This is a genomic window from Mycobacterium sp. SMC-4 (assembly GCF_050205565.1).
In the GTDB taxonomy this organism is placed as follows: Bacteria; Actinomycetota; Actinomycetes; order Mycobacteriales; family Mycobacteriaceae; genus Mycobacterium.
This window is the reverse complement of record NZ_JBNMQU010000015.1, coordinates 119,614-133,313: the sequence shown is the minus strand read 5'-3', so window position 1 is coordinate 133,313 and position 13,700 is coordinate 119,614. Positions and strand designations below refer to the sequence as shown.

At 66.4% G+C, this 13,700-nt stretch carries 13 protein-coding genes; 4 read left to right on the top strand and 9 right to left on the bottom strand.

The features are described 5' to 3' along the window. Positions 1 to 521: 521 nt before the first annotated feature. Positions 522 to 1,514 (bottom strand): LLM class F420-dependent oxidoreductase, encoded by a 993-nt coding sequence (locus ACQI46_RS23670; RefSeq protein WP_427096488.1) that lies wholly within the window; start codon positions 1,512 to 1,514, stop codon positions 522 to 524. Between the two features lie 90 nt (positions 1,515 to 1,604). Between ACQI46_RS23670 and ACQI46_RS23665 the strand changes: the two genes are divergently transcribed. Beyond that, positions 1,605 to 2,030, top strand: coding sequence for a pyridoxamine 5'-phosphate oxidase family protein (locus tag ACQI46_RS23665; protein ID WP_427096487.1), 426 nt, complete (start codon positions 1,605 to 1,607; stop codon positions 2,028 to 2,030). A gap of 2 nt (positions 2,031 to 2,032) precedes the next feature. On the opposite strand, the gene ACQI46_RS23660 is transcribed toward ACQI46_RS23665, so the two are convergent. Beyond that, a complete protein-coding gene (locus ACQI46_RS23660; RefSeq protein WP_427096486.1) occupies positions 2,033 to 3,511 on the bottom strand; it encodes a class I adenylate-forming enzyme family protein in 1,479 nt (492 codons plus the stop codon). A gap of 95 nt (positions 3,512 to 3,606) precedes the next feature. Between ACQI46_RS23660 and ACQI46_RS23655 the strand changes: the two genes are divergently transcribed. Beyond that, entirely contained in the window at positions 3,607 to 3,765 is a 159-nt protein-coding gene (locus tag ACQI46_RS23655) for a hypothetical protein (protein WP_427096485.1), read from the top strand. A gap of 57 nt (positions 3,766 to 3,822) precedes the next feature. Here ACQI46_RS23655 and ACQI46_RS23650 read toward each other — a convergent pair whose 3' ends face one another. From ACQI46_RS23650 to ACQI46_RS23640, 3 genes are all read right to left on the bottom strand, one after another. Then, the gene (locus tag ACQI46_RS23650) at positions 3,823 to 5,970 is read right to left on the bottom strand and encodes a 3-hydroxyacyl-CoA dehydrogenase NAD-binding domain-containing protein (protein ID WP_427096484.1); all 2,148 of its coding nucleotides are present in this window, start codon (positions 5,968 to 5,970) and stop codon (positions 3,823 to 3,825) included. 27 nt (positions 5,971 to 5,997) lie between these two features. Continuing rightward, positions 5,998 to 7,209: an acetyl-CoA C-acetyltransferase gene (locus ACQI46_RS23645; RefSeq protein WP_427096483.1), complete on the bottom strand. Its 1,212-nt coding sequence runs from the start codon at positions 7,207 to 7,209 to the stop codon at positions 5,998 to 6,000. Positions 7,210 to 7,398: 189 nt separating this feature from the next. Continuing rightward, positions 7,399 to 7,587 (bottom strand): hypothetical protein, encoded by a 189-nt coding sequence (locus ACQI46_RS23640; RefSeq protein WP_427096482.1) that lies wholly within the window; start codon positions 7,585 to 7,587, stop codon positions 7,399 to 7,401. A gap of 85 nt (positions 7,588 to 7,672) precedes the next feature. On the opposite strand from ACQI46_RS23640, the gene alc reads away from it, so the two are divergent. Both alc and puuE read left to right on the top strand, forming a co-directional pair. Then, positions 7,673 to 8,632 (top strand): allantoicase, encoded by a 960-nt coding sequence (gene alc, locus ACQI46_RS23635; RefSeq protein ID WP_427096481.1) that lies wholly within the window; start codon positions 7,673 to 7,675, stop codon positions 8,630 to 8,632. After that, on the top strand, positions 8,629 to 9,531 hold the full coding sequence (gene puuE, locus ACQI46_RS23630) for an allantoinase PuuE (protein WP_427096480.1): 903 nt from the start codon (positions 8,629 to 8,631) through the stop codon (positions 9,529 to 9,531). Before alc ends, puuE begins: the two co-directional genes overlap by 4 nt. Positions 9,532 to 9,533: 2 nt before the next feature. Here the strand turns inward: puuE and ACQI46_RS23625 are convergent, their stop codons facing one another. From ACQI46_RS23625 to ACQI46_RS23610, 4 genes are all read right to left on the bottom strand, one after another. Further along, positions 9,534 to 10,250 carry an aspartate/glutamate racemase family protein gene (locus ACQI46_RS23625; RefSeq protein ID WP_427096479.1) on the bottom strand — a complete coding sequence of 239 codons (717 nt, stop codon included), beginning with the start codon at positions 10,248 to 10,250 and terminating at the stop codon, positions 9,534 to 9,536. Next, complete coding sequence (locus ACQI46_RS23620; RefSeq protein WP_427096495.1) at positions 10,247 to 11,791, bottom strand: NCS1 family nucleobase:cation symporter-1; 1,545 nt, start codon at positions 11,789 to 11,791, stop codon at positions 10,247 to 10,249. The genes ACQI46_RS23625 and ACQI46_RS23620 overlap by 4 nt, the downstream gene beginning before the upstream one ends. Positions 11,792 to 11,885: 94 nt before the next feature. Next, on the bottom strand, positions 11,886 to 12,611 hold the full coding sequence (locus tag ACQI46_RS23615) for a GntR family transcriptional regulator (protein ID WP_427096478.1): 726 nt from the start codon (positions 12,609 to 12,611) through the stop codon (positions 11,886 to 11,888). 8 nt (positions 12,612 to 12,619) lie between these two features. After that, entirely contained in the window at positions 12,620 to 13,639 is a 1,020-nt protein-coding gene (locus tag ACQI46_RS23610; protein WP_427096477.1) for a LuxR C-terminal-related transcriptional regulator, read from the bottom strand. Between the last annotated feature and the right edge of the window lie 61 nt (positions 13,640 to 13,700).

Genomic DNA, 13,700 nt, shown 5'->3' with positions numbered 1-13,700 from the left:
CGCCTCCCTGCGCGACGCCGGGCCCGACACTCCGCCCCAGCCGACCGTTTGGCTTTGCTGAAACTGCAGCTCGCCGACCGATACTTGCTCATTGAAACAGAATCTACGGCAATTGCGAAACCGCGATAGCGGAATCGCGATTTTTCCTCACAATCGAGGTCGTCAGCAAAACGGGACAAAGTACGTGTATCGCTCTACACTGCAGTTATCGTCTGACTGGCAAATAGTCGTCAGCGTCAGTCACCAGTTGTCTGCGTGGCCCTTCAGGCCGCCCGACTGGCCCCACACCTCTATGGCTAACCCAGTTGCCATTGGACCGCGGATGACCGCGCCCGTGGCAGGCGATGGCAATGACGTTCGCGCTGATTTCGCGAGGTGAGCGTAGGTGAAGTGGCGAAACGACAGTGACGGCATCGGCAGGCGGGTGGATGCAAGGCCCCCAGCTCAGACCGAGGGGCGCATCAGAGCGTGATCAGCGTGGGTGTCAAAATTTGCCCGCTGCGGACATTAGGCAGTCTGTGTCACGAAAGCGCGGGGATGACCTCGCGCTCGAACAACTCGATTCCGGAACGGTCGTAGGCCGCCTCGGGGAAGTAACAGATCACGTACTCGCAGCCGAGCTTGCGGAGTCGCTGGAGTGACTCCACCAGTTGCTCAGGGGTACCGCTGCCGGCCTGCGGCGTGCTCATGGAGTTCAGCATTGCGTCTGCTGCGGCATCCCCGGCCAACGCCCCTATCCGGGACCTGACCCGCCCCAGCCGCTCCTTCACCTCGGCCTCGGAGCTGCCCACCACGGCGTTGATGTTCACGCTGCGCACGATCGCGTCGAAGTCGGTGCCCACGTCGTGGCAGTGGGTGGCGAGGATCTTCGACTTCTGGGCGAAGCCGTCCGGATCGGCCGTGAAATTGGTGTACCGGGCGTACTGCGCGGCGATCCGCAGGGTGACCTTCTCCCCTCCCCCGGCGATCCACAGGGGGATGCCGCCGCGTTGAAGCGGTTTGGGGGCGACGATGGCGCCGTCGACCTGGTAGTGCTTGCCCTCGAAAGTGACGACACCCTCGCGCCAGGCGTCGGCCATGATCTGAACGCCTTCGTCGAGGCGGCCCAAGCGAACACCCGCGGATGGGAACCCGTATCCATAAGCGCGCCACTCATGTTCGTACCATCCGCCGCCGATGCCCATCTGCACCCGGCCACCGGAGATGACGTCGGTGGTGGCAGCCACCTTGGCCAGATAGGCAGGATTGCGGTAGCTCATCGCGGTGCACATCTGACCGAGCTTGATGCGCGAGGTGGATGCGGCGAAGGCCGCCATCAGCGACCAGGCTTCGTGGGTCGCCTCGTGGGTGGGCACCGGAACGGTGTGGAAGTGGTCGTAGACCCACAGAGAGTCCCAGGTAGCGCCGTCGTCGGCGTACCTCGCGAGGTCCCGCATGACTTGCCACTGTTCGGCGGGGTCGATGCCGACCAGGTCGAGTCGCCAGCCCTGAGGAATGAACAGTCCAAAGCGCATAGTGCCCGACTCTAGGTGGCTGGGGCCGTCATCGGCAGACCGCCCGCCGAAAGTGATGTCGATGTCGTGGTGTCTCAGTACGTTGACCGTATGGCTCTATCGAAATCCGAACGCGAAGAATTCCTCGCAGAACCGCATGTCGCGGCGCTGTCGGTATCTGCCGGTCAGCGCCGCGGCCCCCTGACGGTGCCCATCTGGTACCAGTACCGGCCCGGTGGCGAGCTGTGGTTCACCACCGGCGCCGGTTCCCGTAAGCACCGGCTCATCGAGTCGGCCGGATACGTGTCGTTGATGGTCGACCGCGTCGAACCGTCGGTGCGTTATGTCGCCGTCGACGGCTCGGTGGCCCGCATCGAACCCGGCACCGACGAGCAGCTGGTGGAGATGACGAAGCGCTACCTTCCCCCGGACAAGGTCGAGGGTTACCTCGAGTACGCCCGTCGCGAGCACGGAGAGAGCATCGCGGTGTTCGTCAACCCTGAGCACTGGTTGTCGGCGGACCTCGGGTCGCTCTGACGTCACCCCGGATACAGCGCGGCGACGGCGGGCAGGCTCACTTTCAGCGCCGGGTTGCGGGGCAGCTCCTCGACGACGACGAAACCGACCGGCACGTTGTACGCGGGTAGATGTTGCCGGACAAAGGCTTCGAGCTCCTCTGCCGAGGGTGCGTGCACTTCGGACGGCACCTCCACGGCGGCGAACGGCACCTGTCCCAGCCGGGTGTCGGGCACGCCGACCACGCACGCGTCACGCACGTCCGGGTGAGAGATCAACACGCGTCGCACCTCTTCGGGCAGCACTTTGAAGCCACCGCGGTTGATGGCCCCGTCGGCGCGTCCGTGCAACGTGACGAACCCGTCCTCGTCGACGCTGGCGATATCCGTCGTCCGGATCCAATCCGGACTGATGGGTGCGACCTTGGCTTCCAGCAGTCCCTGCTTCCCGGCCTCCACTTGCAGTCCGGTGTCGGGGTCGACGATGCGCAGTTCGGTATCGGGTAGTGCCCGGCCCACGCTGTGGCGTTTGGCGTCGCCGAACTCGGCGATCATCTCCGGGGTCCAGGCGCACAGCGAACCGGCGAATTCCGTTGCACCGTATGCCAACCGGACGGGTATGCCGTAGCGGCTCTCGAACTCGTCGCGGGTTTCAGGATCCAGCGGTCCCGACGCACTGATCAGGAACTCGAGGGAGGCCAGGTCTTCTTTGGCGACGTCGGCGTCGAGCAGCATGCGGATCACCGCGGGCTGCACACCTGATCGTGCGATGCGGTAGGTCTTGATTGCGTGGACGTACCCGTCGACGGTGAAGCGTTCGAGCATGACGATGCGCCGGCCGTTGTAGATACCGGCGATCAACTGGCAGACACCGATACCGCCGAACTGCCAGTACGCGAACTCCGGCGGGGCGTCAGGTGCGGCTTTCTCCCCGCTGGTCACGCTGAACACCGTGCGCTCCAGTACCGCGGCTTTGATCTCCTGCCGCTTCGGTGGGCCGGTGGTGCCGCTGGTCAGGATCTGCAGGGCGACGTCGGGTTCGGCCCGCGCGTGCGCTCGTGCCGGATCGCGATGCGCGACGGTGGTGACCGTCGGTTCTGACAGGTCGATCGCGATCCCGGCGCTGCCCGCCCGGGTTGCGGCCGCGACGGCTTCGGTCGACCAGTCCTGCCGGTCGGCGATGATCGCGGCGAGCGCGAGCTTCTCGATGTCGTCGGCGATCGCCTGCGCCGACTGGAAGGAGTAGATCATCGACACCGGCCGCCCGGCCGCGAGGAAGCCGACGATCGCCGCGGCGTGCTGCAGGCGGTTGCGCACGACAAGCCCGACGGGTACGCCGCGCGGCACACCGGCCTCGTCGAGCGCGGCGGCGATTGCCTCGCCGTAGGCACTCACTTCACGACCGGAGTACCAGCGGCCTTCGAACTCGATGCATGGGCCGTCGCCGTATCCGGCCAGGCCGGCCGCGAACTTCTCGGTGAAGGTCTCGCCCACGCCGGCCATTGTGCCGGATACCTCCAACAGGATTGTCAGTATTTTGTCGACGCTCGGCACCCGAGCCCCTGTCGGTGCCGCCCTGTGGTCGGCATCCTGATGGCATGTCCTTCACACGACCCTGGCCCTGGCCGCGGCATCGCCCGACCGGGACCCAAGCGAGCAGCTTCAACGCGGTGAGCGCTTTCGTTGCCGGCATCCACGCCGGGAATGGCCTGGCCCACGGCGTGCTGCCGCCCGACCAGTCGCGCACCCGCTACTGACACCACCGCAGAACACGAAAGCCCCTGCCGGAGCAGGGGCTTCGCGTCTTGCGAGTTTTACGACGTGAGCGATGCGGGCGGGTTGAACCGCTCGCCGTAGCGTTCGGCCAGCTGCTTGGCCCGGGCCACGAAGGCCTCCTTGCCGACGCCGAGCTCACCTTGGTAGCCCACGATGAACTGCGCGCTGCCACCGGTGTACGGCGGGAAGCCGATGCCCATGATGGAGCCGATGTTCGCGTCGGCGGTCGAGGTCAGCACACCCTCGTCGAGGCACTTCTGTGTCTCGAGGGCTTCGGCGAACAGCATCCGGTCGATCATGTCCTGCAGCGGGATGTCAGCCTTGCCCGACTCGAAGGTCTCGGCCAGACCCGGCCACAGGCCGACACGCTTGCCGTCGACGTACTCGTAGAAACCCGCGCCCTTCAAGCGGCTGGGCCGACCGATCTCGATCATCTTGTTGACGACGGCCTCGGCCGGATGCGGCTCGTAGGTCGCACCGGTGGACTCGGCTGCCTTGCGGGTCTCGGTGGCGATCTTCTGCATCAACTCGAGGTTGAGCTCGTCGGAGAGCTGCAGCGGCGCCGCTGGGTAGCCGGCCTGCGAACCGGCCTGCTCGATACTGGCCGCCGGCACACCCTCACCGAGCATCGCCAACGCCTCGTTGACGAAGGTGCCGATGACACGAGAGGTGAAGAAGCCGCGGCTGTCGTTGACCACGATCGGGGTCTTGCCGATGGCCAGCGTGTAGTCGAACACCCGGGCCAGCGCCTCGTCCGAGGTCTTCTCGCCCTTGATGATCTCCACCAGCGGCATCTTGTCGACCGGGGAGAAGAAGTGGATCCCGATGAAGTCCTCCTGGCGCTTCACGCCGGTCGCCAGACCGGTGATCGGCAGCGTGGAGGTGTTGGAGCCCAGCAGCGCGTTGGGCTCGACGATGTCCTCGATCTCCTGGAACACCTTGTGCTTGAGTTCCTGGTTCTCGAAGACGGCCTCGATCACGAAGTCGACACCCTTGAGATCGGCCGCATCGGCGGTCGGGGTGATCCGGGCCAGCAGCGCGTCGGACTTCTCTTTCGTGGTGCGACCGCGCTCGAGCGCCTTGGCCTCGAGCTTCTCGGAGTAGCCCTTGCCCTTGTCGGCGGCTTCCTGCGAGACGTCCTTGAGGACGACGTCGAAGCCGGCCTTCGCCGAGACGTAGGCGATGCCGGCGCCCATCATGCCCGCGCCCAGCACACCGATCTTGTTGATCTTGACCGGCTCGATGCCGTCGGGCCGCGATGCGCCACCGTTGATGGCCTGCAGATCCAGGAAGAACGCCTGGATCATGTTCTTGGCGGTCTGGCCGGTGACCAGCGTGGTGAAATACCGGCTCTCGATGCGGCACGCGGTGTCGAAGTCGACCTGCGCGCCCTCGACGGCAGCGTCGAGGATGGCGCGCGGCGCGGGCATCGGTGCGCCCTTGAGCTGCTTCTTCAGCAGCGCGGGGAACGACGGCAGGATCGCGGCCAGTCCCGGGTGCGACGGGGTGCCGCCGGGCATTTTGTAGCCCTTCTGGTCCCACGGCTGGGTGTGCGCGTCGGGGTTGGCCTTGATCCACGCCTTGGCGGCGGGGATCAGCTCGTCGACCGAGCTGACGAGCTCGTCGACCAGCCCGATTTCCTTGGCCTTGCCGGGCTTGAAGCGGGTGCCCTGGCTCAGCACCTCCATGAAGGCCTTCTGGATGCCGAACATGCGCACGGTGCGGGCGACACCGCCGCCACCGGGCAGCAGGCCCAGGGTGACCTCGGGCAGACCGATGACCACACCCTTGGCGTCGGCGGCGATGCGGTGGTGACAGGCCAGCGCGATCTCCAGACCGCCGCCGAGGGCGGCGCCGTTGATGGCTGCCACGACGGGCTTGCCCAGCGTCTCGAGCTTGCGCAGGTCGGCCTTGATGAACTCGACCTCGGCGAAGGACTCGGCCGCATTGTCCGGGCCGACGTTCATCATGCCCTTGAGATCACCGCCGGCGAAGAAGGTCTTCTTGGCGCTGGCGATCACCACACCGGTGATCGAATCCTTCTCTGCCACAAGCCGTTCTACGGCGTTGTGCATCGATTCTTTGTAGTGCTCGTTCATCACATTGGCTGACCCGGTCGGGTCGTCCAGTGTCAGGGTGACGATGCCGTCGGCATCCTTGTCCCACTTGATGGTGTTCTCTGCCATGTCTTTTCAGTCCCTTCAGACCCGTGCTCAGACGCGCTCGATGATGGTGGCCACGCCCATGCCGCCGCCGACGCACAGCGTGATCAGCGCACGGCGAGCGCCGCGGCGCTCCAGCTCGTCGACCATGGTTCCGGTGATCATGGCGCCGGTGGCGCCCAGCGGGTGCCCCATCGCGATGGCGCCACCGTTGACGTTGAGCTTCTCGTCGGGGATGCCGAGATCCTTCTGGAACTTCAGCACCACCGAGGCGAACGCCTCGTTGAGCTCGAACAGGTCGATGTCATCGACGGTCAGACCGGCACGGTCGAGCACCTTCTTGGTCGCCGGCGTCGGACCGGTCAGCATGATCACCGGGTCCGCACCGGAGGTGGCCGTCGCGACGATGCGCGCCCGCGGGGTCAGCCCCTGCGACTTGCCGGCAGCCTCGGATCCGATCAGCACCAGCGCGGCGCCGTCGACGATGCCCGAGGAGTTGCCGCCGGTATGGACGTGGTTGATCTTCTCGACGAAGTGGTACTTCTGCAGCGCCACGTCGTCGAAGCCGCCCATCGCGCCGACGCCCTCGAACGCGGGCTTCAGCTTGCCGAGGCTCTCGACCGTGGTGCCGGGACGGATGTGCTCGTCGTGGTCGAGCACGACCAAGCCGTTCTGGTCCTTGACCGGAACCACGGACTTGGCGAAGTAGCCGCCGGACCAGGCCGCGGCCGCACGCTCCTGTGAGCGCGCCGCGTAGGCGTCGACGTCTTCGCGGGAGAAGCCCTCGATGGTCGCGATCAGATCGGCACCGATGCCCTGCGGGACGAAGCCGATGCGGTAGTTGGTCTCCGGGTCCGACGCCCAGGCGCCGCCGTCGGATCCCATCGGCACGCGGCTCATGGATTCGACGCCGCCGGCGAGCACCAGATCGTCCCAGCCGGAGCGCACTTTCTGCGCGGCCATGTTCACGGCCTCCAGGCCGGAGGCGCAGAACCGGTTGAGCTGCACACCACCGGTGGTCTCGGGCAGGCCGGCCACGAGACCGGCAGTGCGGGCGATGTCGCCGCCCTGGTCGCCGACCGGGGAGACGACGCCCAGGATCAGGTCACTGATCAGGTTCTCGTCGAGGTCGGGGTAGCGGGTGCGGATCTCGTCGATCAGGCCGACGACCAGGTTGACCGGCTTGATTTCGTTCAGGGCTCCGCCGCGCTGCTTGCCGCGCGGGGTGCGGATGGCTTCATAGATGAAGGCTTCTTCGGACATGTGTTCTCCAGGTCCTGTTCAGGGTTTCGCGGGCACACCCGCGGGAGGCTGCTCCTCTTGCGCGATGCTAGCAGCCTCGCCCAACCGCTTGGTTGGGCCTCCTGGAGGTCTCGCGAGCAGACGTGAACTCGCACGCTCCAGACCAGGACCGTGCGAGTTTGTGTCTGCTCGCGGGGATACGGGCCCGGACTAGTCGGGTGAACCCTCGCTGCTGTCGAAGAACGACCATTCGCCGTCGTGTTCGACCTCCATGCGCCAACCCAGTTCGCCGTAGTCGGCCTTGTTGTCCACGAACCATGCGTGGGCGTCATCGGCGCTCTCGATGTCCTTGGTCTCGACGACTTCACCCTTGGGATTGAGCACGCGGTAAGTAGCCATGCCTCCCCTGTTCCCACCGCAGCGCCCTCGCACACCCGACATTCTTCGACACGACGCGGGCCGCCGGTTCTGTGACGATGAGCAGATGCAATCACCGCCCGAGTTCTCCTGGCTGCCCGATCTCGCGCTGCGCACGGTGGGTGGAGCGGTGGTGTACGCCAACGACGACACGTTCGCCGAGAAGGAGAACCTGATCATGCCGGGGCCGGCGGGTTACCGGCCGGCCAACTTCGGTCACCGCGGCCAGATCTACGACGGGTGGGAGACCCGGCGTCGGCGCACACCCGGTAACGACGAGGCCATCATCCGCCTTGGTGTGCCCGGGGTGGTCCGCGGCGTGGTGGTCGACACCGCGTGGTTCACGGGAAACTACCCGGCCGAGATATCGGTGGAGGCACTGGAGGTCGAGGGGTACCCGACCGCTGCCCAACTGGCCGACCACCCCGACTGGCACAGCATCGTCGCGCGCGCAAAGACCAACGGAGACAGTCTCAATCCGTTCGAGGTGCACTCCGAGCGACGCTGGACGCACGTGCGCCTGCGCATATTTCCCGACGGCGGAGTCGCCCGGTTGCGGGTGCACGGCGAGGGTCGTCCCGACCCGCGATTTGTGGGGATCGGCCCACTGGACCTCGCGGCGCTGGAAAACGGCGGGCTGGTTCTGGACTGCTCGAACCGCTTCTACAGCTCTCCCCAGCATCTGATCTTCCCGGGCGTGCCGCGGACGATGGGCGACGGCTGGGAAACCGCGCGCCGCCGCGAGGGCGGCAACGACTGGGTCCGGCTGCGGCTGGCGGGGCTCGGGCGGGTGCGGCTGGTGGAGCTCGACACCTCGTACTTCCTCGGCAACAGCCCGCAGGCGGCGTCGTTGACGGGGTTGACCGCCGACGGCAGCTGGGTACCGGTCTTGCCCCGCACGGAGCTGCTGCCCGACACCCGTCACCGCTTTCTGGTCGACGTTGATACGCCGGTGCACGAGGCGCGTTTGGACATCTATCCCGACGGTGGCCTGGCCCGGCTGCGGATGTTCGGTGACCTGGCATGACCGCCTACGCCCGCGACATGGTCGGTTACGGGTCCCATCCACCTGACCCACGGTGGCCGGACGGAGCAGTCATCGCCGTGCAGTTCGTGCTGAATTACGAAGAGGGTGCAGAGAATTGCGTCCTCGACGGGGACCCTGCCTCGGAAACGTTCCTGTCCGAGATCACTCCGGCCGAACCCTTCTCCAATCGCCACATGAGCATGGAATCGTTGTACGAGTACGGTTCGCGCGCCGGGCTGTGGCGGGTGTTGCGGGTTTTCGAGCAGCGCGAGCTGCCGCTGACCATCTTCGCGGTGGCCCGTGCCATGCAGCGCAATCCGGAGGCTGTCGCCGCGTTCACCGAGCTCGGCCACGAGATCGCGTGTCACGGCTTGCGTTGGTGCTCCTACCAATCCGTCGACAAGGACACCGAGCGCGCGCACATGGCCGAGGCCGTCGCGATCCTGCGCGAGCTCACCGGCGCGGCACCGTTGGGCTGGTACACCGGCCGCGACTCGCCGAACACCCGCGAGCTGGTGGTCGAGCACGGAGGTTTCGTCTACGACTCGGACTCCTACGCCGACGACCTGCCGTACTGGGTCCGGGTGCGCGACACCGATCACCTGGTGGTGCCCTACACCCTCGACACCAACGACATGCGGTTCGCCTCAGCGGCCGGGTTCGCTACGGGAGTGGAGTTCTTCGCGCACCTGCGCGATGCGTTCGACGTGCTCTACGCCGAGGGATTGGCCGGCGCCCCGAAGATGCTGTCGGTGGGGCTGCATTGCCGCCTGATCGGCCGACCTGCCAGAACCGCTGCGCTGCAACGATTCCTGGACCACGTGCAGTCTCACGATCGGGTGTGGATCGCCCGGCGCATCGAGATCGCCGAGCACTGGCGGACCCACCACGGGAGGTGAGTTCACTGCCGTCGGGTGTAGGCCTTCGGCGGCGGCGGTGCGAATTCACCACGCTTACCGGTGCGCAGGCCCATCCGCACCAGGGACTGCACGGTCAGCGTGGCCGCGGCGACGCCGTCGACGACCGGCACACCGATCTCTTCGGAGACGGCCGTGCACATGTCCGCCATGCCGGCACAGCCGAGCACGATCGCGTCGCACCCGTCGGATTCGACGGCCTCCCGACAGGCTTCAGTGACGATCTTGCGGGCCATCGGATCGGTCTCGAGGTCGAGGACGGGTAGCTCGCACGCGTGGAAGCCACGGCAGTGCCGTTCCATCCCGTAGCGGTGCGCCAACTCGCGCGCGCGACCGAGGGTGCGGGCCAGGGTGGTCACCACGCTGAAGCCGCCGCCGAGATGGCTGGCGGTGTGCATCGCGGCTTCGGCGATGCCGATCACCGGTCCGGTGGCGACTTCGCGTGCGGCGTCCAGGCCCGGGTCGCCGAAACAGGCGATGACGAAACCGTCCGCCCCGGCGGCTTCCCCGCGGCGGACGGCCTCGAGGAGCCCGGGCACGCTCATCGCTTCGTCGTAGTGGCTTTCGATGGACGGTGGCCCGAACTCCGATGTCACAGCCGTCACGAGGGTGCCGGGACCGGCCGCTGCCTGGGCGCAGCGGCCGATCCCGGCGGTCATCGATGCGGTGGTATTCGGGTTGATCACCCAGATCCTGGTCACGACACCGACGCGGCAACCAGCTTGTCGCGGGTCGCGAGCAGGTAGTACACGCCGAAGCCCACACCGCACCCGATGAACCAGCTGTACTGAGCTGCCGCGGACATGCCGGTCACGCTGCCGCCCAGCAGCACCGGGATGACGGCCAGCACTGCTCCCACGACCGTCGCGACGATCGCAACCTTGTTGTATCCCTTGGTGTACCAGTACTTTCCGTCTTCGTCCATGGTGAACAGATCGTCGACCTCGACCTTCTGCTTGCGCACCAGGTAGTAGTCGGCGATCAGGACACCGAACAGCGGACCGATGAACGCGCCCAGTGTCTCCAGGGTGTAGTGGATGACCTCCGGGTTGGCGTAGAGGTTCCACGGCGTGATCAACACCGAACCGACCGCGGCGATCATGCCACCCATGCGCCAGCTGATGCGCTGCGGGCTGACATTCGAGAAGTCGAACGCGGGGCTGATGAAGTTGGCCACGATGTTGATGCCGATCGTGGCGATCGTGAAGGTCAACGCGCCCAGGACGATTGCGAATGTGCTGTCGATGCGTGCGACGGTTTCCACCGGGTCGGTGATCAGCTCGCCGAAGACGGGCACGGTCAGCGACGCCGTTACCACCACCAACACCGAGAACAGCAGAAAGTTGATCGGAAGGCCCAGGAAGTTACCGCGTTTCACCGCGGCGAACGACTTGCCGTAGCGCGAGAAGTCGCCGAAGTTGAGCATCGGCCCGGAGAAGTAGGACACCACCAGTGCGATGGCGCCGAGCATCACCGGCAACGATGACCAGCCCGTGTACGTCACGCCGCCGAGGTTCATGTCGATCGCACCCCACCCGGCCCGGTAGATCAGGTAGCCGCAGAGCACAAACATCACGACATAGACGGCGGGTCCGCAGAAGTCGATGAACTTGCGGATCGACTCCATACCCCGCCAGAACACGCAGGCCTGCAGCACCCACAGCAGCAGGAAGCTGCACCACCCCAGCAGCGACAGTCCGGCGAACCCGTAGTTCTCGACCTGCGCGTACGGCATCAGCCCGGGGAAAAGCTTGAGCAGCACGATGTCGAGTGCCGCCGACGCGAGGTAGGTCTGAATTCCGTACCAGGCCACCGCGATCAAGCCGCGGATGATCGCCGGGATGTTGGCGCCCAGCACGCCGAACACGGTCCGGCAGATCACCGGGTACGGCACGCCGGCCTTCTGGCTGGGTTTGGCCACCAGGTTGCAGAAGTAGTACACGATGGTGATGCCGACCAGCAGCGCCACCAACACCTGCCAGCTGGCCAGCCCGAGCGCGAACAGGCTGCCGGCAGTCACGTACCCACCGACGCTGTGCACGTCCGACATCCAGAACGCGAAGATGTTGTAGGACGTCCATCGCTGCCGACCCAGCGGAGCCAGGTCTTCGTTGGTCAGCCGTGGGTCGTATTCCGGTTTGATGACGCCTCCGCCGACCGGATGGCCGGCGGCTTCCACGATGTCGTCGGCGCCGATCCTCACGCCGGGTGGTAGTTCTGTGGCTTCTGATTGGGCGGCTATCTCGGTCACGGCAGGTTCCTCCGGTCCTGGAGAGGCAAGATGCAGTGACGGTATGGAGAACGTATTGCGGCGAGGTTTCGGTCGCGATATGCCGCTATTGCAGGGGAAATATATTCTCGTCCGCCAACAGACCGGCGTCGACGGGCAAGGTGGCGATGACCTCGTTGAGGCGCTTCGCGTGGCGTTGGGCAGTCGCGAGGAGTTGTGCGCTGTCGCCGGCGACGAACGCGGCCAACATGTCATCGTGATCGTGTTGCAGCAGAACACGGTCCGCCGGCGACGTGTGCACCATGGGTTGCACCGGCTCGGTGACGTTCCAGGCCATCTCGAGCATGTGCAGCAGGCGGTGCATGCCGCACGGCTGCGCCAGGGCCATGTGGAAACTGCGGCTCTGCCGATGGAAGGTCAACGCGTCGTCCTGCGTGATCGCCAGTGTCAGTTCGCCGTTCACTGCGGTCGCGGTGGCCAGATCACCGTCGGAGGCGTTGTGCACTGCCACCGCGAGCGCCGCCGACTCCAATGATGCCCGTACGACATACATTTCGCTGAGCTCGCGCGCGGTCAGCTGTGCCACGGTGTACCCACCGTGGCGGCGGTGCGCCACCAACCCTTCACCGATCAGCGTGGTGAGCGCCTCGCGCACCGGGATCTGACTGACCCCGAACACCTCGGCCACCTCGGCAGGAGGTACGGCGGTTCCGGGCGGGGCCTGCCCTTCCAGGATCACCCTGCGCAACTCGTCGACGATCGTCTGCTGGGATCCGCCCGGTCCGCTGACCACCACCTTGTCCAGCAGCGGGGAGCGACGCCGATGCTGCATCACAGAACTCAGGCCGGTTTCCCGATCGCGGTCGCGGCGTCCCGGTCGGCCAACACACGGCCCGACACCAGACCCCACAGCATCGCCAGGGAGACACACGAGGCCCTGTTGGCGGCACCGAGTTTGACGGTCGCATTCTCCATGTGATGGCCTGCGGTGCGCGCACTGATGAACAGCCGGGCCGCGATCTGGTTGTTGGTCAGGCCGAGCGCGGCCAGGGTCAGCACGTCGAGCTCGCGCGGGGTGATCCCGAAGGGCAGGTCCGCACGCGCGACCAACAGCAGCCCGCTGAGGCTGTCTCCCGCGTAACGCGGTGCGGTGGCCAGGTGACGCACGTGCAGCCACGACGTTCCGTCGTGCCAGCGCGTCGCCTCCGGGCGGAAGGGACCGCCCACCATCTGGTGCGCCATCGTCATGTCGGTGACCAGTGCCGCGTCCACCGGACATTCGAACTGTGCGCCCGGCCGGAGCAGGTGCGCGCGTCCGATCTCGTCGACTGCCCACGCCTGCGCCTCGGGCGCCAACAGCTCGGCGACCTGACGGGGCCGCACCGAGAAGTCCAGGTAGTCGGCCATCTGTCGGCGTAGGGCGTTGATCTCGCGGACATCGTCGTCGCTGGGATAGCGGGCGTCGTCACAGTTGACGTGGATGGTGCCGGCGTAGTGTCCGTCGGCGGTGACCAACCGGGCCGACAGTCCTTCGTCGAATCCGGCCGGGGCGAACACCGCCGTCACCGAGTAACTGGTGCGGTAGTCGGGGAAGTCCCGCCACCGCAGCGCCCCGAGGTCGCGTCGGCACATCGAGTCGAACAGCGGATCGTGGTCGATGAACCAGGTGTTGAGGTGGTCCATCACCGGGTCGGGATAGTCGTGATTGGCGACCGTGACGTGCCTCTGCGCGATCGGGTCCCACAGGCTGATCGCCGAGGCCGACGACCCCGCGCGCGCACGCAGCGCGTCGAGCATGTCGTGTGCTCGCGTGTCGATCCCGGCGGTGCTGTCGAGCACCGCGGCATAGTGGCCGGTCATCCCGGACATCATCGGCACGCCACGTTTCGGGCATGTTTCGCCCGTGGGGCGGCCTCGAAAA

Coding starts and splice junctions, on each gene's coding strand:
- ACQI46_RS23670 (WP_427096488.1), bottom strand. CDS start 1,514: ATGCGCTTTGGACTGTTCATTCCTCAGGGCTGGCGACTCGACCTGGTC.
- ACQI46_RS23665 (WP_427096487.1), top strand. CDS start 1,605: ATGGCTCTATCGAAATCCGAACGCGAAGAATTCCTCGCAGAACCGCAT.
- ACQI46_RS23660 (WP_427096486.1), bottom strand. CDS start 3,511: ATGGCCGGCGTGGGCGAGACCTTCACCGAGAAGTTCGCGGCCGGCCTG.
- ACQI46_RS23655 (WP_427096485.1), top strand. CDS start 3,607: ATGTCCTTCACACGACCCTGGCCCTGGCCGCGGCATCGCCCGACCGGG.
- ACQI46_RS23650 (WP_427096484.1), bottom strand. CDS start 5,970: ATGGCAGAGAACACCATCAAGTGGGACAAGGATGCCGACGGCATCGTC.
- ACQI46_RS23645 (WP_427096483.1), bottom strand. CDS start 7,209: ATGTCCGAAGAAGCCTTCATCTATGAAGCCATCCGCACCCCGCGCGGC.
- ACQI46_RS23640 (WP_427096482.1), bottom strand. CDS start 7,587: ATGGCTACTTACCGCGTGCTCAATCCCAAGGGTGAAGTCGTCGAGACC.
- alc (WP_427096481.1), top strand. CDS start 7,673: ATGCAATCACCGCCCGAGTTCTCCTGGCTGCCCGATCTCGCGCTGCGC.
- puuE (WP_427096480.1), top strand. CDS start 8,629: ATGACCGCCTACGCCCGCGACATGGTCGGTTACGGGTCCCATCCACCT.
- ACQI46_RS23615 (WP_427096478.1), bottom strand. CDS start 12,611: ATGCAGCATCGGCGTCGCTCCCCGCTGCTGGACAAGGTGGTGGTCAGC.
- ACQI46_RS23610 (WP_427096477.1), bottom strand. CDS start 13,639: ATGACCGGCCACTATGCCGCGGTGCTCGACAGCACCGCCGGGATCGAC.